The sequence below is a fragment of the Microcoleus sp. B5-D4 genome, assembly GCF_036705145.1.
In the GTDB taxonomy this organism is placed as follows: Bacteria; Cyanobacteriota; Cyanobacteriia; order Cyanobacteriales; family Microcoleaceae; genus Microcoleus.
In genome coordinates, this window is record NZ_JAUBTV010000050.1 from 1 (window position 1) to 19,723 (window position 19,723).

The following is a 19,723-nucleotide window of genomic DNA, read 5'->3' on the forward strand; positions in this document are numbered from 1 at the left end:
ATATTGCCGATGCCTTTTTGTACGGCTTCACTCAAGGTGACAACTAAATTAGCAGCAACTGCAACACTGGTGGCGTTATCTGCGGGGGTGAAACTGGTGGCTGTCGGCGCTGTGGTGTCAGCTACTGTGGTGAAATTCCAAGTAGCTGCGCCTGTCGTACCGGCATAATTGTTGCCCGCTAAGTCTTTAATTGCACCGGCGGCAATTTCCACGTAGTAACCAGTACCGTTAACTAAGTCAATAGTTGGATTAATGGTGACGCTACTGCCAGTAACTGTGACATTGGTGGAGGTAACGTTGATAGTTTCAACAACTGAGTTATCCGAAACTTTCTTGATGACAATATTGCCGATGCCTTTTTGTACGGCTTCACTCAATGTGACAACTAAATTAGCAGCAACTGCAACACTGGTGGCATTGTCTGCGGGGGTAAAAGTGGCGGCTGTCGGCGCTGTGGTGTCAGGTGTTTGATCTTCATAGGCACCGATATCAACTGTACTATTCACGATTCGGCTGTAACCTGTCCCGCGCTGATCTAAGGTTAAACTACTGGCGTTAGCATTAATACCAGAATCCAGGGCGGGGCTACCGGCTTGCAAAGAATGGGTTTGAGTAGGGCCACCATTGTTAGCTAGGGCATTTAAGAGAGGATTGAGGGGACTTCCACTTGTGCCTACTTTGGTACTCGTTGTAAAGCTGGTGCTCCCTGTATTATTACCAATTAAATTCCCCCCCCCGTCACTGAATGTACCAGCTACATCAGGGTTTTTAGTAGTAGGAGAACTATCAGTGTTTCCAGCAATAATGGTATTTCTGACTGTCGTTGCACTTCCACCTACATTAAGAACTCCACCACCGTTCCCTGTGTTGTTGGCATCACTATCAGCCGTATTATTTGTAATTGTTGAGTTGACAATCGTGGTATTTCCTCCGCTATAGGTGATGATAGCTCCCCCATCATTTTTGGCGGTATTAGCAGAAAATGTTGAATTGCTGATGTTTGCGGTGCCACCACTCATAGTAATAGCTGCGCCGCTTGCTTGCGCTGAATTAGCTGTAAAAGTGCTATTATTAATAGTTAATTGACCACTGCCATTAAAAATTGCACCTCCATCAGATAAACCTTGATTGTTGCTAAACGTGCTATTATTTATTGTTGCTATAGCACCGCTATTAAGGTATAGTCCCCCGGCAGAACCGCCTGCTGAAGTTAGACCATTACTAACAGTAAGATTATCTAGGGTTAAGTTACCGCTGGAGTTAACATTGAAGATGCGGAAACTGGGTGCTGCTCCGCTGCGTGTAATTGTGGCTCCATTGCCAGTAATTGTTAATGTGCCACCAGTGCTGGTACCTAAAATTACTGGTAAACCATTATTGCCTCCGGTTGTATTGTTCAGAGCTGTTAGGGTGTAGGTACTGCCGGAAGCTAGGTTAATAATATCATTTGCTGCTGTGCTATTAGCTTGGTTAATTGCCCAAAGTAATCCTCCATTCAAACCGGAACCCGTATTTGAGACATCTCCTGGCAGAACGGTATAGGTAGCTAACACGCCACTGTAAGCTGATAGCGCTGCGGGTTGGAATGGTAGCCAAGCAGCTATTTTGCCGATTTGTACGTCTAAGTTCCAGTTTCCTCCTAGTCTGATGTTCCCTATTTTTGTGCTAGAAGCTGCGACATTTGCGCGGGTGATTTCGGCAATGCGATGAATGAAAGCAAGTCCGATCGCGCCTGCTGCAACATTGCAACCATATAAAAGGAAATCGGCGTTTGAAGAGAGAGCCTTTCCCCACTGTTGCAAGTGTTCGAGTTTTTTTTCTAACAGTTCTTTATTAAATATATCTGTACCCAGATTTAGCGTGCCGGAACTACCGTGAGAAACTACGTGAACTGCCGCAATATCACTTTCCCCCGCCAGTGCGTGGGTAATTTGTTCAAGGCCACTACGCTTGTCATCTAAAATGACTATTTTGGCGTTAGCATCTGCGCCTTGGATCAGGCTTTGATAATCTTGTACAGAGGAGTCAACGAAAATAATTTGCTTGTTCGCGATTGGTAGGTTCATAATTCCTGACATCCTTAATATCTATATATTGTTTACATCCAAGTCCGGCCGGGGTTGAAACCCCCGCCTCAAATCTTAAGTGCTCGCTATGAGGACTGAAGAATTTAAGCTGTGGAGCATTTAAACCAGTAACGAGGCTAGTAGGGTGCGTCAGCTAGAACCCTTACGCTGAAACGGAAAACCTTAGATGCTGACGCACCTTACGCAAGTCCTTTAAATGCCGAACAGCTTATTAGTTCTCTTGCTTAAATAAATCGGGCGGTAAAATTGTTAGCCCGTTCCGCTGGAGGATTGAATAACCTGGAAACATCCAAGGCGTTACCGCGAATTAGTAACTCAATGCTGTCCATAATTCAAGCGAGGTTTCTGATACAGAACATCACTTTGGCTTCGGGAAATAGTGCCAGGATTAATGACAGTTTGCTGCATCACAGGCGATTGGTGTCCCCGATCGCTTCTTTTTCCGCTTGTGGCTGGTAGTCAGCCGAAAAGATACTCATAATCAGCGTCGGTTTTAGTTCAGGGGAAATAAACACGGAACACTGATTGTTTTGGGTCACGGCTGACAGCATTCGATCGACTTGCGCCCCCAATAGGGGAAGTCATAGCGCTGTGAAACCGGGCATTTTGTCGTAGTAGTGCAGCCAGTAAAGTAGAGCCTGAGCGGGGTAGTCCTGATATGAAGTGGGCTCTCACTGGCTTCGCGTGGGAATGAATGTATATAACATAGATGCAAATTTAATATATCATACTAAAGACATATTTTTATAGCATACTTTTATTTAACACTTGGCAACACAACACTTCTGGTTTACGATATCTTTACAATCTAGAGATCGTGGGTTGGCTTTCCCTATCTCTATCGTTGCTTCGGGCCCCTGCCTCTGTAAAGTCGGAAAAGTCGGATCTTAAAGTCGGAAAAGTCGGATCTTTGCCATGAGGACATAATTTAGATATCCCTCTGACGCTGTGGGTATGAGGGATTATTTTTTTTAGCAGATTTGTATTGGCTATTTTGCCAAACCGCATTAAGGTTGACGATATCTTTACAATCTAGACATCGCCTTTGTTAATTACTCTGGAATTTTTACCGCAGGTGTCGGCGGATATACGCAGAGGGATGCGGATGAGTGTTGATTTGGATTTAAGGACGATCGCCCTTTGTGGTATTTTGTCTACTTAAGGGATCTCGCACTTTTGTTGATTCCTTGAATCTGCCGCAAATTTCCGATATTTATTTGCGAAAACGGCCGCGAATGCGATCGACAAACATATCAACTTCCGGCAACTTCATCTGACTGACAAACAGGGCAAAAACCCCTAACCCTACAAAACTTGCCACACTCAACTGCACTAATTGAATTACCAAACCTTCAGTACCCAAAACTCTTTGACACGCTTGCAGAGTAGCCAAGGTAACGAAAGCAGTTAGAGAACTGCCCGAAGTTAACCCCAGAAAAGGCAAACTCCACTCCCCCCAAGGCAGGCCACCCAGCTTTTTATTTAAACAGTACAAAAGCATAATCATCGAAATAAGATTCACTCCCACCGTCGCCAAAACTAATCCGGGCGCGCCAAAAGCTCCTACTAACAAATAATCCAAAAGACCGTTTAAAAAGATATTGATAATACTGATGCGAAAAGGGGTTTCTCCGTCTCCCAAAGCGTAAAATACCCGTACCAAAACGTCGCGTCCCAAATACACAAACATTCCAATACTGTAAGCCATCAATATCGGCGTGACAAACAGCGAGGCCTCTCGATCGAAAGCATAGCGTTCGTAAACCACGCGGACGATCGGCCCGGCAAGTGTTACCATTAAAGCGCTCAGAGGCAGCATCGTAAGGGCCGTCAAAATTAAAGATTGACGAATTCGAGCTTTTAATTCCGGCCAATCTCTCGGATCGGTGAGGCGAGAAAATATGGGTAGAAATGGCACTAAAATTACATTAGAAATAATGCCTAAAGGCGTCATAACTAACAACCCACTGTAACCCATCGCAGAGGCAGCTTGAGGGATGTAGGATGCGAAAAATAGGTCAGTATAAACATTAATTTGCAGCATTCCTGATGATAAGGTCGCAGGAACCATCACCTTAATTACTTCTTGCACTCCCGGCCGTTTAAAATTAAACCGCAAGCGCAATGTTCCCAAGCCGGCGCGCCACTGCGCCACCAGTTGCACCAACCACTGCAAAACTGCGCCCGCTAAAGTTCCCCAAGCTAACACTAAGCCGCCAATTAGTGCGAATTCTGGCTGAATAATTTTGTCTCCGAGTTGCATTGCGAGAATCCCCAAACCGCCGACAAGTGCAACGCTGGAAAATAAAGGGCTAATGGATGGCAACCAGTACATATCGGCGGCGTTGAGAGTGCCGAAACCAATGCCGATCAAGCCTGAAAGTAATGCCATCGGTGCCATAATCCGAAACTGCTGCACGGCAATTGCTTTAATTTGTAAGCCTTCTGCTGTTCTATTTAATCCCGGTGCCACCAAATCGATCAGCGGATCGGCAAAAATAATTAAAGCGATCGTCACCAACAGCAACAAGCCCCCGACTAAGGTGGTGATAGTCTCGACTAAGGGTGCTGCTTCTTTTTTATCCCGGCGGGCTAAAACACTGACTATGGCGCTGTGAAATGGCCCGTTAATCCCTCCCAGCAAAATAAATAAGAAACCGGGGATGACGTAGGCATAGTTGTAGGCATCGACGGCGACACCGACTCCAAAGGCTGCGGCGATCGCAATTTGGCGCACCAATCCAAAGACTTTGCTAATTAGAGTGGCGACTGCGACAATGCCGGCAATCCCTGCGAGGGAACGAGAGGGCTTCTGTAATTGGGACACAAATGGTTACAAACGCTATTGCTAAAAGGATTCACTTATTTTAATCGCGAATCGGGAGAATCATATCACGAACTCATAAAACTTCTAGGGGGAATTGCGCTGATACCAATTTTATCGATATTACTGACTTGCGGAAATTCAATAATCGATCGGGACTATTCGTCCTAACTACAAACCGCCGTTTCGTGCTATGATGCGTCAATCTAAAATCTACAATCTACAATCTACAATCTAAAAATGATGAAACAAATGAGTTCATAAAAGTAGATAAATAACATATAGTTGATTACTGATGACTGATTGTGTTAGCTCCCATACTTATTTCAAAAGTGCGAACCCCGGTATTCGGTTATAGTTTAATCGAGAATCTAAACTCTAAAATCTAAAATCTAAAATCGCATGACTGGCTTAATTTACAAATATCCTCCTCTTTTACCCGGAATTCTAATCAAACGTTACAAGCGATTTTTTGCGGAAATTGAACTAGATTCGGGAGAAATAATCACCGCGCACTGTCCGAATACTGGCCCGATGACTGGTGTTTATATTCCGGGAAATCCAGTGCTAGTATCTCCCAGCGACAATCCTAAACGCAAGTTAGCTTATACTTGGGAATTAATTAAAGTTTGCGACACAGTGCCAACTTGGGTGGGAGTTAATACTGGGCTGCCAAATCGAGTAGTTAAATTAGCTTTGGAATTGAAATTGTTTCCAGAGTTGGGCAATTACAGTTTAATTCAACCGGAGGTTGTTTACGGCACTGATAAAAAAAGTAGAGTGGATTTTTGGCTAACTGGTGAGGAAAAACCGATTTTTCTGGAAGTGAAAAATACAACTTGGGTAAAAGAGGAGTTGGCTTTATTTCCCGATACAGTGACGGAGAGGGGACAGAAACATTTGAGAGAATTGATAGAAGTGGTGCGGCAGGGTTCGAGGGCTGTAATGCTGTATTTTATTAATCGCGGAGATTGTACTAATTTTGCTCCTGGGGATAGTGCCGATCGCACTTATGGAGAATTGTTCAGACAGGCGATTAGTGAAGGTGTAGAGGTTTTGCCCTGTCGGTTTGAGGTGACGCCGGAAGGTGTGCGCTATTTGGGATTGGCAAAGCTTGATGTGTGAGGAGGCGATCGTCTTATAGCGTATTCCAGGTGTACTTCATAAACCTGGAATACGCTGTATCTTGTAAGGTTTACAGATTATCCGATCGCGAGCGTAGTTCAATGACAAAATCCGGCGCTATGGGGGGAAATTTCTGTCGTGGTTCTGCAGTGAGTGCTTCCCAGCGAGACAATTCCACCCATGCTACATCAGGAGAACCAGATCCTCCACCGGGCAATTTGAATAACGTGGAAGAACTAAACACCTTACCTAGTTGGGTTTGGCGATTCCAAATAAAAACTTCACCGCCGAGATCCATCTCGCGACTATCGCTATCCCCACCAACTGGAGACATTAAAATTAACCTTCCTTCAGCATCGCGCTCAATGGTCAATTCAGGATTACTGAGACAGAGTTGATCAAACTGCTCATCGGTAAATTGAACGCGATCGAGATTAACTTTTAGGGGTAACGTCAGCAAGGTCATCGTCATTACTCCCCATCTTTGAGACCTGATAATTTCTATTATAATATAATGTTTCGCTTACAATACACTTGTAGCATCTAATAAAAAAGAGCGATCGCACTATGGGAATGACCCTGACCGAAAAAATCTTAGCCAAAGCATCAGGCCGCACTAAAGTTGATCCCGGAGAAAATATCTGGGTAGAAACAGACGTGTTGATGACCCACGATGTCTGCGGGCCCGGCACCATCGGCGTTTTCAAACGCGAATTCGGTGAGAATGCTAAAGTCTGGAACCCAGACAAAATTGTCCTCATTCCCGACCACTACATTTTCACCAACGACGAACGCGCTAACCGCAACGTCGATATTCTCCGCGATTTTGCCCAAGAACAAGGGATAAAATACTTTTACGACATCACGGATCGATCGGACTTCAAAGCAAATCCCGACTACAAGGGAGTTTGCCACATCGCGCTAGCCCAAGAAGGCCACACCCGGCCCGGCGAAGTGCTCTTCGGCACAGATTCCCACACCTGCAATGCCGGCGCTTTCGGACAATTTGCCACCGGTATCGGCAATACAGACGCGGCTTTTATCATGGGAACCGGCAAACTGTTAATCAAAGTTCCCGCAACCATGCGCTTTGTGTTCAACGGTGAACTGCCGGATTATTTGTTAGCAAAAGACCTGATTTTGCAGATTATTGGTGATATTAGCGTTGCCGGTGCTAACTACCGGACAATGGAATTTGCGGGCGATACAGTGGAACGTTTGACGATGGAAGAACGGATGACGCTGTGCAATATGGTGATTGAAGCTGGTGGTAAAAACGGCACGGTTGCGCCCGACAAAACTACATTTGATTACGTTACTTCTCGGACTGACAAACCCTTCGATTCATTTTACAGCGATGGGGATGCTAAATTTTATAGCGATCGCACCTACGATGTCAGCAAATTAGAACCAGTCGTCGCCAAACCCCACTCTCCCGACAACCGCGACTTAGCCCGCAACTGCCGCGATGTCAAGATCGATCGAGTTTACATCGGTTCCTGCACCGGCGGCAAAACCTCCGACTTTCTGAATGCCGCCCGCATTCTCAAAGGAAATCAAGTCAAAGTTCCGACTTATTTAGTACCAGCAACTCAGAAAGTTTACGAAGATTTGTTTGTCACCAAATACGAAGGTCAAACGCTTTCGGAAATCTTCTTAGCTGCAGGCTGCATCGAACCAGCAGCGCCTTCTTGCGCCGCTTGTTTGGGCGGCCCGAAAGATACTTTTGGGCGGATGAACGAACCCGAAATTTGCGTGTCTACAACTAACCGCAATTTCCCCGGCCGGATGGGGAATAAAGAAGCGCAAGTTTATCTAGCTTCGCCTTACACGGCGGCGGCTTCTGCGCTGACTGGGCACGTCACCGATCCGCGCGAATTCCTGCGTTAGATAGTAGTTGATGAAAGGTGTGCGCTGCATACCTTTCGATTAAATAAAGCCTTCTCCTCTGGAGTCAGGTGTTTAGCAAATGTTAGCCTTTCTGCAACTGCCAGGAGGCGATCGTATTCTTCTGGGGTTTCGATCGCCTTTGGAGATATTTCTGCCAGCAAATTGCTATAAATGAGTCGGTCAAAAGTAAAGATTATTTTTCCATTTGTCTTGGTCGCAAGCTGTTGCGGCATTTAAATTCTATGTCAAAAAAAATCAAACCATGAGTGCGGTGTCCCGCGCGCCCTGAATATACAATTCAAATGCGCTACAGCTTAGCGATTTTGTCCGGGTTAATATCAGCAAACCCCGTGTTGGGAAAGAGATAGTTAATGTAAAAACTCGACAAGAATTGCCAACAATTATTCTTAACTCAAAGTAAATCTAAGGTACGCACTGAATACCTTACATTTACTTTGAGTTAATCGACTTTAGGTTCCTCGAAAAATGATGAATAGAGATATCCGGCTGCTACAGCGCCCAAAATTGGTGCTAACCAGAACAGCCACAACTGTGCGATCGCCCAAACCTTACCACCAAAAATAGCTAGTATCAATGCTGGGGCAGTGCTGCGTGCGGGATTAACTGACAAATTGGTGACAGGAATACCAATTAAGTGAATTAGTGTCAATGCAAAACCGATCGGCACCGGCGCAAAACCTTTGGGAGCTCTCGCATCAGTAGCACCCAAAATCACAATCAAAAACATGAATGTGAGGACAAACTCAGCCAGGAAAGCAGACACCATTGAATAATTGCCCGGAGAGTTTTCGGCGTAACCGTTAGCTGCAAAGCCGCCGATATCAAATCCAGGCTTACCGCTGGCAATTAAATACAGGACAAAGGCTCCTAGTATACCGCCAATCACTTGAGAAATAATGTATGGGAGAAGTTCTCGCGATGAGAAGCGTTTGGCGACAAATAGACCAAAGGAGACGGCGGGATTGAGGTGGCATCCGGAAATGTGACCAATCGCGTAAGCCATTGTCATTACTGTCAAGCCAAAGGCCAGAGAAACACCTACCAATCCGATCCCTACAGGAAATACAGCCTCTGCCGAGATTTTTGCCGCATCGATGGTAAACACTGCCGCTAGCACCGCACTGCCGCAGCCTCCGAAAACTAGCCAGAAAGTACCTAGGCACTCAGCTACATAACGTTTTATAGGTGACATTTTGTTAAGTTTGTTGTTAGGTGGGCCCTATCTTACCACAACGAGCACCAGAAAAAATTAACTGCAACAGATAGTTTGTTAGAGCCAAAGCTTGATAGCATTGTATGTTGGGAATCAGCTTTAAAAAAATGATTACGATCGTGATGGGAGTTTCAGGTTCTGGCAAAACTACTGTTGGCAAGTTGCTGGCGCAATCCCTCAACTGGGATTTCAGCGATGCCGACGATTTTCACCCATCAGCTAATATCGAGAAAATGAGTCGGGGCATTCCTTTAGAAGATGCGGATCGCCTTCCTTGGCTATTAGCATTGCAAGCTGCAATAGACAGGTGGCTGTTAGAAAATAAAAATGTGGTTTTGGCTTGTTCTGCTTTAAAAGCATCTTACCGCGAAATGCTCTCCCGCGACCAAAAGCGAATGAAGATAGTTTATCTAAAAGCTTCTTTTCAGCTATTAGCCACAAGGTTAAAAAATCGCGAAAATCACTACATGAAAGCAGACTTGCTGTTAAGTCAGTTAGGCAGTCTCGAAGAACCTGAAGATGCACTTATCATAGATGCTTCGCAACCACTAGAGGTAATCTTGCGCCAAATTAGAAATCATCTGATGTGGGGTTAATTGCCCCACAATAAAACCTCTAATACAAAATCTGGCTTAACTTAAATACCTCTTTATTTCTTAGTCCCTCTCAGCTAGGAGGAGAGTTTGTGTAGTCCCGATTTCAATCCCCTAGTCCGATCGAGGTTTTTTAAGGCGGATTTAGTATAAGATATTTTTTCTGATTAACCGAGTTTCTGAACCACATTTGGGAGCATCTCATATTTGTAAAAACACTTCTTCTGGCTCCTTCCTTCTTCCTCTTTTCTCCTGGCTCCTGACTCCTGACTCCTAACTCCAATTTCTAGCTTTGCTGCAAAAGTGAGATGCTCCCCCACATTTAGCCTCCTCTCCGTTTCCAGGCTGATAGGTTTGCGGCCCTAATTTTTGTACAAATACAAGAAAGCTTCTACTTCAGCCCCAGTAGGTTGAGATCTAATTGCCCCGGGATTCATCGCTGTCATCGCACCTACCGCACTGGCATAAGTTACAATTGTTTGGGCTATTTTTGGATCTGCTAAATTCTTAATTCCCTGCTTGCACAACTGTCGCACAAAACCAGCCAGAAATGCGTCGCCTGCACCTGTTGTATCCTCAACATCTACTGTAAATGCGGGGATTTTTCCTTCATTTTCCGAGATACAATAAGCGCAACCTTTCTCGCCTGCAGTCACCAAAACGCCTTCTACAGAATCGAGACGGTAGGTAATAGCTCCAGCGTCGGTAGTGTCAAACAACCATTCGGCTTCTTCCTCAGATAACTTGACAAAATCAACTTTTTTTAAGAGTTTTCTAATGTGCGCTTTTGCTTCGTCTGGATTGTGCCAAAACACGGGACGCCAATTGATGTCCAGTATAATTTTAACGTCGTACTGGTCTGCTAGCTCGATCGCTCGGGCGATCGCCTCTCGACTTTCAGGATAAGCTAATTCTAAAGTGCCTAGCACTAAATATTCGGCATTTTCAAACAGCACTTCGGGTAGTTGTGCAGCCAGGAGGCGGGTGTCTGCAAAATCCGCAGTATCGAATGCGCCAAAACCGGCAAAAGATCGATCGCCCGCTTCATTCCGCAAGACATAAACTTGCCGCGTCGGCGCACTTGGATGCCGCTGCACTCCAGCAATATCAACCCCTACTTCTTGCAATACCTGCACTAGGGAATTTCCCAATTCATCCCCACCTACAGCACCGATAAATCCCGCCGCCGTCCCTAATTTAACCAAAGCACAGGCAACATTAGCAGGAGCACCGCCGGGATATGCCGTCCAAGATTCTACCTCTTCGAGAGATACTCCTGGTTTGTCTGCTAAACAATCAAATAAAACTTCACCCAGACACAGAACGCGAGGATAAGTCATATCAATTTTAGATTTTACATTTTAGATTTTAGACCAGCAGTAGACAGGCCAATAATTATTTTTAACCCATCCCAGAAAAATTGCAAGCTATTTTTTAATGGCTGCTCCTATAGTATCAGACCTACTGATACTGGCAGTTACTCGCTCAAGGCACAAGTGCAGTGCGGGCGTATCAGTTGTTTTACGTGCGAACATCTGCGGGTTTGGCCCGGATGTCAGATGCGCCCCGGTAAAGGGATCACCCACCGCCCTCCGGTGCCAGCAGTGCAAGTCCCTGCGGGTCATGCTGTCTCGGCGCTGGGTTTGCACTTTTTGCGATTGTGCAAGCGAGTTGGTGCTTCGGCCCCGAAAGAGTAGCACAGCAAATTTAATTTTCTCTTCATACTCGATCCCTCATCCTCTAGAATTGTAGATAGGTAAATATGCAGACATAGGAAAAATTTATGAGTGGGATTGTCTCTGGGACCCCTGTCACCCTGTCGGACAGAGAATTGCAAGTGGTAGAGTTAGTAGCAGCGGGATTGACTAATGAGAAAATTGCCGAAAAGTTAGAGATTAGCAAGCGTACAGTTGACAACCACATTAGCAATATCTTGAACAAGACGCGCGCTGACAATCGAGTTACGCTTGTACGCTGGGCGTTGCAGTGGGGAAAGGTATGTTTGGACAATATTAACTGCTGCCCTTTACCGCGGCCGATCGATAAAGAAGTATCTTAAGTAGGGGTTCTGGTTGGGGACAGGCAAAGAAATGATGCAAACGGCACAAGAAAAACAACTCCGCTATCACATTCAATCCCCTGGATTGCCCCTGGCGGTGTATCGCGAAGTGGCGACCCATTTGCGTCAAGTTGAAGGGGTGCAAACCGGTTTAATCCCGCAGCAGTCGCAGCGGTTTGATTACAGTGACAGCCAAATTGGGGGTTTGTGGATACAGTATCCTGAAGGGTTCGATTTGGCAGGTCGCGAGCGGGTCGATCGCATTTTGGCTTATTATGGCGATCGTTACGGAGCTTGGGAATTATTAAGTCATTAGTTATTGGGAATTGGGAATTGGGAATTGGGCATTGGGAATTGGGAATTGGGCATTGGGCATTAATTACGAGCGCCTACAACGAACAAAAAACCTGCAAATAAAAACCAAAAACCAAAAACCAAAAAATAACCGCTAACTAATGACTACGGACTAATGACTAATGACTACTGACTACTGACTAACAAAATGAGTGCAATTAAAACTTTACCGGGAACGCGGGATATTTTGCCCGCTGAAATTCAATATTGGCAAAATATAGAAGAAGTCGCTAGAACAATTTTGAAAAAAGCGGCTTATCAAGAAATTCGGACGCCAATTTTTGAACAGACATCTTTATTTGAACGCGGCATCGGAGAAGCTACCGATGTCGTGGGCAAAGAAATGTACACTTTTAAGGATAAGGGCGATCGATCGACAACTTTGCGTCCAGAAGGCACCGCCGGAGTAGTCCGAGCTTTTATTCAAAACAGTTTGTACGCGGCGGGTGACGTGCAGCGTCTGTGGTATGCTGGGCCGATGTTTCGCTACGAACGCGCGCAAGAGGGAAGACAGCGGCAGTTTAATCAAATTGGCGTGGAAGTCTTGGGGAGTGCGAATCCTCGTGCGGATGTCGAGGTAATTGCGATCGCCTGTGATATCCTGCAAACACTCGGTTTAAAAAATTTGCGCCTCGATATTAATTCTGTCGGAAATAAGGAAGACAGACAAAATTATCGACAAGCATTAATAGATTATTTTACACCGCACAAAGACGAATTAGACGCCGATTCTCAAGACCGCTTGAATCGCAATCCGCTGCGGATTTTGGACAGCAAAAATCAGCGCACTCAAGAAATTGTAGCTGGTGCGCCGAGCATTTTAGAATATTTGGGAGAGGAATCGCGAGATCACTTCGAGCAAGTGCAGCTTATGCTCACAAATTTAGGAATTAGCTATCAGTTAAATCCGAGATTAGTGCGCGGTTTAGATTACTATACCTACACCGCATTTGAAATTATCTCCGACGATTTGGGAGCGCAAGCCACAGTTTGCGGAGGCGGCAGGTACGACGGTTTAGTAAAGGAATTGGGCGGCCCAGATACGGCAGCAGTCGGTTGGGCAATGGGTATCGAAAGGTTAATTATCCTGCTGCAAAAGTTGCAACCTTTGCCCGCGCCGAAGTTGGATTTTTATTTGGTATCCAGGGGCAAAAAAGCAGAACAGCAATCGGTATTGTTAGCACAAAAATTGCGGAGTGCGGGGTTTAGTGTAGAGATAGATTTGAGCGGTAGTGCTTTCGGGAAACAGTTTAAAAGAGCCGACAGAAGCGGTGCAGTTGCGTGTTTAGTTTTGGGAGATGCGGAAGCTGAAAACGAGACGGTACAATTGAAGTGGTTGGCGAGTGGTGAACAAAGTGCGATCGCCCAATCGGAACTACTAGCAATGACAAACGAGCTACAGCAGAAAATTAACAACCCTTAGAACTCTCGCTTTTAGCCCAGTCTAGATCCCCCTAAATCCCCCTTAAGAAGGGGAGTAGGGGTTGACTTTGACAGCACTCTTGTTCCCCCTGATTGACAAGGGCTTTGACGGCACTTCTTGTCCCCCCCTTATTAAGGGGGGCTAGGGGGGATCTAGACTTCGATACAAACAAAAGAAACGGTCGGTTTCCTCGTTACCAGGCTCTGCCCGGTAACGCATATCCACAGCCTCTGCCTCGTCATTAAGCCATTAACAGTAATCCCAAAAACCAAAAGATATAATTTAAGCATTAAAACATTTAACCTCTGATAAACTATGTCTGTAGCAACTAAAAATCCTGAAACAAAACTCACAATCACCTGGCCGCTACTACCAGAAGATTTTCAACTACCAGACGACCCCGTGGAAGACGAAAGCCAACCATTATTAGCTGCCGCTTTGCGCCAGCCGCTAACAGCATTTCCAGAATTAATGCAGGATGCCTTAATTGTTTCCAACTTTGCCTTGTGTGCAGGAATAAGTTTCCCAGGTTCAAGCAGCGACGAACAGCGCATTATCTGCAAAGCACCAGATTGGATGTACGTGAAACCCGTCAATCCAAAAAATGTCTCGCAAGTCCGCCGCAGTTACACGCCACACACAGAAGGAACCATCCCCCAAATCGTGATGGAATTTCTTTCAGAAACCTATGGAGAAGAATACTCCGTTGAATTTACCTCGCGGGTGGGAAAGTGGTATTTTTACGAGCAAGTAATCAAAGTCCCCCGATACGTCATATTCCGAGCCAAAACAGCTCATTTAGAAGTTTACGCTTTAGAATCAGAACACTACAACTTGCAAAAACCTGATGAAAACGGACGTTATTGGATACCGGGATTAGACCTATTTTTAGGTATGTGGGAAGGAACCCACGAAGGAAGGACAGGCTGTTGGTTGAGGTGGTGGAATGCTGAAGGCGGGTTATTGTTGTGGTCGGAAGAACGAGCCGATCGCGAACGACTCCGCGCTGAAAAATTGGCCGAAAAATTGCGTCAAGCGGGAATCGAATTAGATGACGAAGAGTGAAATATCAATTGATGAGTCGAGTTCGATCGTGTTTTGGTATGATGACACTCTTGTGGTGCCGGCATCCAGCCCGCCCTTGGCTAACTTTACACTCCTATGTTAATCGAACGTCTCCAGCCGATCGCCTGGACAAAAAAACCGCGACTCATATCCTTATTTTCTGGTTGCGGCGGCATGGATTTGCCATTCCACAAAGCCGGATTTGAGGTAGTTTGGGCGATCGACTCCAATAAATACGCCTGCAAAACATTCAGCAGAAACATTGCTGATGTCATCATCAACGACAGCATAGAAAATATAGACATTGCACAAGTTCCCGAAGCTGAAATATGTATAGGAGGATTCCCCTGTCAAGATTTCTCCCTAATTTGGAAGCGGCCCGGACTTGAAGGAACCAGAGGCAATTTATATACATACTTTCTCGATTTTGTCAATAGAAAAAAGCCCAAAGCTTTTGTAGCAGAAAATGTCAAAGGCTTATTAAGTGCGAATAATTATCAAGCAATAAAACAAATAATTTCTGACTTTGAAAGTATCGCACCGGGCTACTTAGTTAAACCTAAACTCTACAACTTTGCTGATTACGGAGTTCCGCAATTTCGGCAAAGAGTGTTATTAGTTGGCATTCGGATGGATACAGGATTTAACTTTGTGCATCCTCAGCCAGAATACGGTCAAAATCGCAAAAATCCTTATCGAACTGCGGGCGAAGCACTCAAAAATGTGGAAGTAGTTCTTGACAATAACCAACATCATAAAATTAAAGCCCGCACCATTGAAATTTTAAATCGAATTAAACCGGGAGGCAATTTCTCTGATATTCCCCAGGATAGTCCATACTATGTCAAAGGCATGATCAGTCACGTTTATCGGCGAATTCATCCAGATAAACCATCATCTACAATCATTGCTGGTGGCGGTGGCGGAACTTGGGGTTATCATTATTTAGAACCGCGTTCTTTGACAAATCGTGAAAGAGCAAGATTACAAACATTTCCCGATCATTTTGTTTTTGAAGGTTCTACAACTGAAGTGCGGCGGCAGATTGGCAATGCAGTGCCACCGCAGGGAATCGCGGCTGTTGTTGAGTCTTTGATTCCGCTATTTAAGGGGGATTATCCGCAAGTGGATTTATATGAAATGAGTAAAAAGTTGCAGGGGATGTCAATTCAACAACGATTAAAATGGGCTGAATAAGAGGAGTACGAGCAGAGTTTTCCGTTAATTTGAAATGTGGCGGTAGATCGGAAGCTTAACATTAGCTGGCTCTGGGTTTACGATTAAATAAAATACATCAGGAGGGAAAGTCAATGATCAAGTTTGACATAGGCTACTACACCGATTTTAAATTGCCCAGCAACTCAACTATTCCAGAGCAATTACAGCAAACACTTCAGACGGTTTGGGACAGAAAATATGACGATTTATACGAAAGAGGCGGAAACAGCGATGTAGAAGAAGCCTTTGTAGAAGTAATGACATCCTTTGGGATGCCTAATAATCAAATATCCCATCAGCGATATGTCTATATGGCTTATGGAATAGCATTAGCAGCTAAACCGACCATTAAACATTACTTTCCTGAAGAACACAAGGCTGATATCGTTGAAGGAATTGTATCTTGTTGGCTGAAGGATAGTTGTGAAATCCCAGAAACTTGGGCAGATACGTTGTTTCCTAATATCAACAAAATTGGAAAATATCAAGCTACTGACGAAGCTTATAATATCTTCTATGGCTTGCTGCAAACACTCAATACAAAAACAGCCTATAATGCCATCTTAGATATTCTGTATGATGCCATTACCGGCGATGCTATTTCTGGTTGTACTGAAGCCAGACGAGATATGTTTAATTGGTGGTTAATTGAGGTGGTTCCTGCGGCCTATTGTTTAAAGCTGCCATCTACTTTATATTCGGGAAAATGGGAATTTCCGCCACTGAGTCAGTGCGCTTAAGTGATGACAAAAGTAATTGGTACAGCTTAATTAGTTAATAATCCAGGGAATCCAGTTATTGACAATTACGGTCGCACTCATTCATACTATAACTAAGCGTTGTAGGAGCTAACTTTAATGTCAGATCTATTCGCAAGAATCACGGTTAATCCTAGACAGTGCGGCGGTCGCCCTTGCATTCGTGGCATGAGAATTCGGGTATCAGACGTACTGGACTTATTTGTGGCTGGTTTGAGTGCGGAACAAATACTAGAAGAAATGCCCGATCTTGAAGCAGACGATCTGAGAGCATCTCTTTTGTATGCTTCGCGCAAACTCAATCATCCGGTATTGGTTGCATGACAATAATTTGGGTAGATGCAGAATCAATCAAAATTACATCAGCGTTGATCTGCGGTTCAAAAAATCTCAACTATTAAATTAGTTAATAATCAATCGGGAATAATCAATCAGGCACCATCAAACCCTTCAATATTCTCCCCTTTTCCTCCTCCCTCAACCCCTTACACTGCACCAAAACCCCAAAACCCCCCAAACCCATCGGATCGATTAACTGATGCAAAGCCTCCCGGCGGCGCAAAAATGTTGCCAAATCTAATACTTCCGCATCATTTGTTGATAGAGAAGCAATACGATCGCCCAAACCCAACGCCATCAAAAACAAAGCCTGTTGAGTAAACCCTACCACATCCAAACCGCACAATTCACCCTGTTTTTCCAGCGCCGTAAAATTAACATGAGCCGTCAAATCCTGCCGCCCCACATTAATATAAGGATTGCTGTGATATCGGTGGCGATAATAACACTGTAGCGTCCCCTCCCTGCGCCTCGGATTGTAATAGCGGTGCGCCGGATAGCCGTAATCAATAGTTAACAAATATCCCCGCTGCAACTTTTGAGCAACTGTACTCATCCAGTCCAAAGTCGCCAAATTTACCTCACTGCGATAACCATCCCCATAAGCACTCGCCGACAAATCGATGCCCACCAAATCCAAATATTCGGCAATTTTATGGGTGGAAACTTTGCCAATTACTTCAACAAATTTTATCTCTTCTTGTATATTTTTGGGGGTTTCTGCGGCAACGTAAATCTCCCTAACTTGCCCTTCTTCCAGAATGAATTGATGCACTGGCAAAGCATCCACTAACTCGTTAGAAAAAAAACAACCGACTATTGAATTATTAACTATCTCATCCCAATTACACCACTTAACACACTTAATATCGGCTAAAGTTTGCCGCTGTTCCGCTTGGAGTCCAGGGGAAACTTCAATAATAATGTATTCTAAAATATGAAATAAATCGGGATGTTGGAGTTGCAGATATTGCAGCACATTTTCGGCAAAATTTCCCCGCCCAGCGCCCATTTCTACGATCGCGAAGTTTTGAGGTTTGCCTAGAATTTCCCACATTTCCACAAACTGCTCTGCCAAAACCTCCGCAAAATCAGCACCCCAATGAGACGACGTGATAAAATCGCCTTGTTTGCCGATCGACTGTCGATCGCTATTATAATAACCGTGCTGCGGATGATATAATGCCAAATCCATATATTCAGCAAAAGTAATACGCTGCTGGGGACTGGCGGCAATTCTTTCGCCGATTAAATTGCAGAGTTCCAGGTTGCTGTCATTGATATCTGGTTGATGAACTTTCATAATTTATCGAATCAAAGTTGATGTTATTTCATTTGTCAATGAGAGATTTTTTTTATTAACCGCAGAGGGCGCAGAGGGCACAGAGGAAGAGAGAAGAGAGAAATAAGGTACATTTTAGCGACGTTAATAGCAATATTAATCGATCTCCATCGGCGTTTATCCGCGTTTATCTGCGGTTCAAAAAAATCAACCCGGTTCCATAAAAAAAACCGGGTTAATTTCTTAGATAAAAACCGACAAAACCTACCTATCAACCGATCCCATAATAATGTCGATACTCCCCAAAATTGCCACCAAATCCGCAATCTTCACGCCGCGCACAATGTGAGGCAAAATCTGCAAATTATTAAAATCCGCAGCCCGAATCTTCCAGCGCCAAGGAAACACACTATCATCCCCGATAATATAAATCCCCAACTCACCCTTGCCGCTTTCAACGCGGACATAATGTTCGCCCTTGGGAATCTTAAAAGTCGGGGCAACTTTTTTGCCAATAAACTGATAGTCAAAACCATTCCATTCAGATTTGGGCCCGCTTTCTAAGCGCTTCGCTTCCAAATTCTCGTAAGGGCCGCCTGGGAGTCCTTTCAAGGCTTGATAGAGAATCTTAACAGACTCGCGCATCTCCCGAATCCGTACTAAATACCGGGCTAAACAATCGCCAGCAGCTTCGGTACAAACTTCCCAGTCGAAGTCGTCATAACATTCGTAATGGTCAACTTTTCGCAAATCCCAATTTACGCCGGAACCGCGCAACATAGGGCCGGATAGTCCCCAGTTAATCGCTTCGTTGCGAGAAATAGTACCCAGGCCTTCAATCCGGCGGCGGAAGATTGGATTGTTGGTAATTAAACGTTCGTACTCGTCAATTTTGGGAACGAAATAATCGCAGAAATCTTGGCATTTATCTACCCAACCGTAGGGCAAATCTGCGGCGACTCCGCCAATGCGGAAATAGTTATTATTCACCATGCGATAACCTGTGGCTGCTTCCCACAAGTCGAGAATTGGTTCGCGATCGCGCATAGTATAGAAAAAAGGAGTTTGCGCGCCCACGTCCGCCAAAAACGGCCCTACCCACATCAAGTGGTTAGCAATCCGGTTCAACTCCAGCATAATTACCCGAATATAACTAGCCCGTCTGGGGACAGCAATATTTGCCAACTTTTCCGGTGCATTCACTGTCACCGCTTCGTTAAACATCCCCGCAGCGTAGTCCCAGCGGCTCACGTAGGGCACGTACATCACGTTGGTGCGGTTTTCGGCGATTTTTTCCATCCCCCGGTGCAGATAGCCCAAAACAGGCTCGCAGTCCACCACATCTTCCCCGTCTAGGGTGACAATTAGCCGGAGTACCCCGTGCATGGATGGGTGGTGCGGCCCCATGTTGAGCACCATCGGTTCGGTTCTAGTCTCAATTCTTGACATAATTAAATGAATTAATGATTACT

At 44.9% G+C, this 19,723-nt stretch carries 19 protein-coding genes; 10 read left to right on the forward strand and 9 right to left on the reverse strand.

The genetic code is table 11. The annotated features are described in order from the left end of the window. The 3 genes from QUB10_RS21345 to murJ all read right to left on the reverse strand — a co-directional run. Positions 1 to 2,066 (reverse strand): DUF4347 domain-containing protein (locus tag QUB10_RS21345; RefSeq protein ID WP_333205301.1); only part of this gene is annotated, 2,066 nt, incomplete at its 3' end. Positions 2,067 to 2,494: 428 nt separating this feature from the next. After that, complete coding sequence (locus QUB10_RS21350; protein WP_333205302.1) at positions 2,495 to 2,638, reverse strand: hypothetical protein; 144 nt, start codon at positions 2,636 to 2,638, stop codon at positions 2,495 to 2,497. Positions 2,639 to 3,300: 662 nt separating this feature from the next. After that, a complete protein-coding gene (murJ, locus tag QUB10_RS21355; RefSeq protein WP_333205303.1) occupies positions 3,301 to 4,914 on the reverse strand; it encodes a murein biosynthesis integral membrane protein MurJ in 1,614 nt (537 codons plus the stop codon). 399 nt (positions 4,915 to 5,313) lie between these two features. Between murJ and sfsA the strand changes: the two genes are divergently transcribed. Next, the gene (gene sfsA / locus QUB10_RS21360; protein ID WP_333205304.1) at positions 5,314 to 6,036 is read left to right on the forward strand and encodes a DNA/RNA nuclease SfsA; all 723 of its coding nucleotides are present in this window, start codon (positions 5,314 to 5,316) and stop codon (positions 6,034 to 6,036) included. 70 nt (positions 6,037 to 6,106) lie between these two features. Here sfsA and QUB10_RS21365 read toward each other — a convergent pair whose 3' ends face one another. Then, a complete protein-coding gene (locus QUB10_RS21365; protein ID WP_333205305.1) occupies positions 6,107 to 6,502 on the reverse strand; it encodes a Uma2 family endonuclease in 396 nt (131 codons plus the stop codon). Between the two features lie 101 nt (positions 6,503 to 6,603). Here QUB10_RS21365 and QUB10_RS21370 point away from each other — a divergent pair, with 101 nt between their 5' ends. After that, positions 6,604 to 7,926, forward strand: a complete 1,323-nt coding sequence (locus QUB10_RS21370) for a 3-isopropylmalate dehydratase large subunit (RefSeq protein WP_333205306.1) — start codon at positions 6,604 to 6,606, stop codon at positions 7,924 to 7,926. On the opposite strand, the gene QUB10_RS21375 is transcribed toward QUB10_RS21370, so the two are convergent. Beyond that, the gene (locus QUB10_RS21375) at positions 7,923 to 8,159 is read right to left on the reverse strand and encodes a hypothetical protein (protein WP_333205307.1); all 237 of its coding nucleotides are present in this window, start codon (positions 8,157 to 8,159) and stop codon (positions 7,923 to 7,925) included. The two genes, QUB10_RS21370 and QUB10_RS21375, sit on opposite strands and share 4 nt — an antisense overlap. A 227-nt stretch (positions 8,160 to 8,386) precedes the next feature. Beyond that, positions 8,387 to 9,139 carry an aquaporin Z gene (aqpZ, locus tag QUB10_RS21380; RefSeq protein ID WP_333205308.1) on the reverse strand — a complete coding sequence of 251 codons (753 nt, stop codon included), beginning with the start codon at positions 9,137 to 9,139 and terminating at the stop codon, positions 8,387 to 8,389. A gap of 128 nt (positions 9,140 to 9,267) precedes the next feature. Between aqpZ and QUB10_RS21385 the strand changes: the two genes are divergently transcribed. Beyond that, positions 9,268 to 9,756, forward strand: a complete 489-nt coding sequence (locus QUB10_RS21385; RefSeq protein ID WP_333205309.1) for a gluconokinase — start codon at positions 9,268 to 9,270, stop codon at positions 9,754 to 9,756. 359 nt (positions 9,757 to 10,115) lie between these two features. Here QUB10_RS21385 and QUB10_RS21390 read toward each other — a convergent pair whose 3' ends face one another. Next, positions 10,116 to 11,093: a carbohydrate kinase gene (locus tag QUB10_RS21390; RefSeq protein ID WP_333205310.1), complete on the reverse strand. Its 978-nt coding sequence runs from the start codon at positions 11,091 to 11,093 to the stop codon at positions 10,116 to 10,118. 443 nt (positions 11,094 to 11,536) lie between these two features. Here QUB10_RS21390 and QUB10_RS21395 point away from each other — a divergent pair, with 443 nt between their 5' ends. The 7 genes from QUB10_RS21395 (at position 11,537) to QUB10_RS21425 (ending at position 16,954) form a co-directional block, all read left to right on the forward strand. Next, positions 11,537 to 11,812 (forward strand): photosynthetic electron transport-dependent transcriptional regulator PedR, encoded by a 276-nt coding sequence (locus QUB10_RS21395; RefSeq protein ID WP_006633901.1) that lies wholly within the window; start codon positions 11,537 to 11,539, stop codon positions 11,810 to 11,812. 34 nt (positions 11,813 to 11,846) lie between these two features. Further along, a complete protein-coding gene (locus QUB10_RS21400) occupies positions 11,847 to 12,128 on the forward strand; it encodes a hypothetical protein (RefSeq protein ID WP_190742066.1) in 282 nt (93 codons plus the stop codon). A gap of 186 nt (positions 12,129 to 12,314) precedes the next feature. Further along, positions 12,315 to 13,589, forward strand: a complete 1,275-nt coding sequence (gene hisS, locus QUB10_RS21405) for a histidine--tRNA ligase (RefSeq protein WP_333205311.1) — start codon at positions 12,315 to 12,317, stop codon at positions 13,587 to 13,589. Between the two features lie 315 nt (positions 13,590 to 13,904). Continuing rightward, positions 13,905 to 14,654 carry a Uma2 family endonuclease gene (locus QUB10_RS21410; RefSeq protein WP_333205312.1) on the forward strand — a complete coding sequence of 250 codons (750 nt, stop codon included), beginning with the start codon at positions 13,905 to 13,907 and terminating at the stop codon, positions 14,652 to 14,654. 96 nt (positions 14,655 to 14,750) lie between these two features. After that, the gene (locus tag QUB10_RS21415; RefSeq protein ID WP_333205313.1) at positions 14,751 to 15,851 is read left to right on the forward strand and encodes a DNA cytosine methyltransferase; all 1,101 of its coding nucleotides are present in this window, start codon (positions 14,751 to 14,753) and stop codon (positions 15,849 to 15,851) included. A 113-nt stretch (positions 15,852 to 15,964) separates the two neighbouring features. Beyond that, positions 15,965 to 16,612, forward strand: coding sequence for a hypothetical protein (locus tag QUB10_RS21420; RefSeq protein ID WP_333205314.1), 648 nt, complete (start codon positions 15,965 to 15,967; stop codon positions 16,610 to 16,612). A gap of 117 nt (positions 16,613 to 16,729) precedes the next feature. Continuing rightward, complete coding sequence (locus QUB10_RS21425) at positions 16,730 to 16,954, forward strand: DUF433 domain-containing protein (protein ID WP_190734536.1); 225 nt, start codon at positions 16,730 to 16,732, stop codon at positions 16,952 to 16,954. A 103-nt stretch (positions 16,955 to 17,057) separates the two neighbouring features. Here QUB10_RS21425 and QUB10_RS21430 read toward each other — a convergent pair whose 3' ends face one another. Together QUB10_RS21430 and QUB10_RS21435 are read right to left on the reverse strand one after the other, a co-directional pair. Continuing rightward, positions 17,058 to 18,272, reverse strand: coding sequence for a class I SAM-dependent methyltransferase (locus QUB10_RS21430; protein ID WP_333205315.1), 1,215 nt, complete (start codon positions 18,270 to 18,272; stop codon positions 17,058 to 17,060). Positions 18,273 to 18,515: 243 nt separating this feature from the next. Further along, a complete protein-coding gene (locus tag QUB10_RS21435; RefSeq protein WP_333205316.1) occupies positions 18,516 to 19,700 on the reverse strand; it encodes an NAD(P)H-quinone oxidoreductase subunit H in 1,185 nt (394 codons plus the stop codon). Between the last annotated feature and the right edge of the window lie 23 nt (positions 19,701 to 19,723).

Coding starts and splice junctions, on each gene's coding strand:
- QUB10_RS21365 (WP_333205305.1), bottom strand. CDS start 6,502: ATGACCTTGCTGACGTTACCCCTAAAAGTTAATCTCGATCGCGTTCAA.
- QUB10_RS21415 (WP_333205313.1), top strand. CDS start 14,751: ATGTTAATCGAACGTCTCCAGCCGATCGCCTGGACAAAAAAACCGCGA.
- sfsA (WP_333205304.1), top strand. CDS start 5,314: ATGACTGGCTTAATTTACAAATATCCTCCTCTTTTACCCGGAATTCTA.
- aqpZ (WP_333205308.1), bottom strand. CDS start 9,139: ATGTCACCTATAAAACGTTATGTAGCTGAGTGCCTAGGTACTTTCTGG.
- QUB10_RS21400 (WP_190742066.1), top strand. CDS start 11,847: ATGCAAACGGCACAAGAAAAACAACTCCGCTATCACATTCAATCCCCT.
- QUB10_RS21420 (WP_333205314.1), top strand. CDS start 15,965: ATGATCAAGTTTGACATAGGCTACTACACCGATTTTAAATTGCCCAGC.
- QUB10_RS21395 (WP_006633901.1), top strand. CDS start 11,537: ATGAGTGGGATTGTCTCTGGGACCCCTGTCACCCTGTCGGACAGAGAA.
- QUB10_RS21435 (WP_333205316.1), bottom strand. CDS start 19,700: ATGTCAAGAATTGAGACTAGAACCGAACCGATGGTGCTCAACATGGGG.
- QUB10_RS21430 (WP_333205315.1), bottom strand. CDS start 18,272: ATGAAAGTTCATCAACCAGATATCAATGACAGCAACCTGGAACTCTGC.
- QUB10_RS21425 (WP_190734536.1), top strand. CDS start 16,730: ATGTCAGATCTATTCGCAAGAATCACGGTTAATCCTAGACAGTGCGGC.
- QUB10_RS21390 (WP_333205310.1), bottom strand. CDS start 11,093: ATGACTTATCCTCGCGTTCTGTGTCTGGGTGAAGTTTTATTTGATTGT.
- QUB10_RS21350 (WP_333205302.1), bottom strand. CDS start 2,638: ATGCTGTCAGCCGTGACCCAAAACAATCAGTGTTCCGTGTTTATTTCC.
- QUB10_RS21370 (WP_333205306.1), top strand. CDS start 6,604: ATGGGAATGACCCTGACCGAAAAAATCTTAGCCAAAGCATCAGGCCGC.
- QUB10_RS21410 (WP_333205312.1), top strand. CDS start 13,905: ATGTCTGTAGCAACTAAAAATCCTGAAACAAAACTCACAATCACCTGG.
- QUB10_RS21375 (WP_333205307.1), bottom strand. CDS start 8,159: ATGCCGCAACAGCTTGCGACCAAGACAAATGGAAAAATAATCTTTACT.
- hisS (WP_333205311.1), top strand. CDS start 12,315: ATGAGTGCAATTAAAACTTTACCGGGAACGCGGGATATTTTGCCCGCT.
- QUB10_RS21385 (WP_333205309.1), top strand. CDS start 9,268: ATGATTACGATCGTGATGGGAGTTTCAGGTTCTGGCAAAACTACTGTT.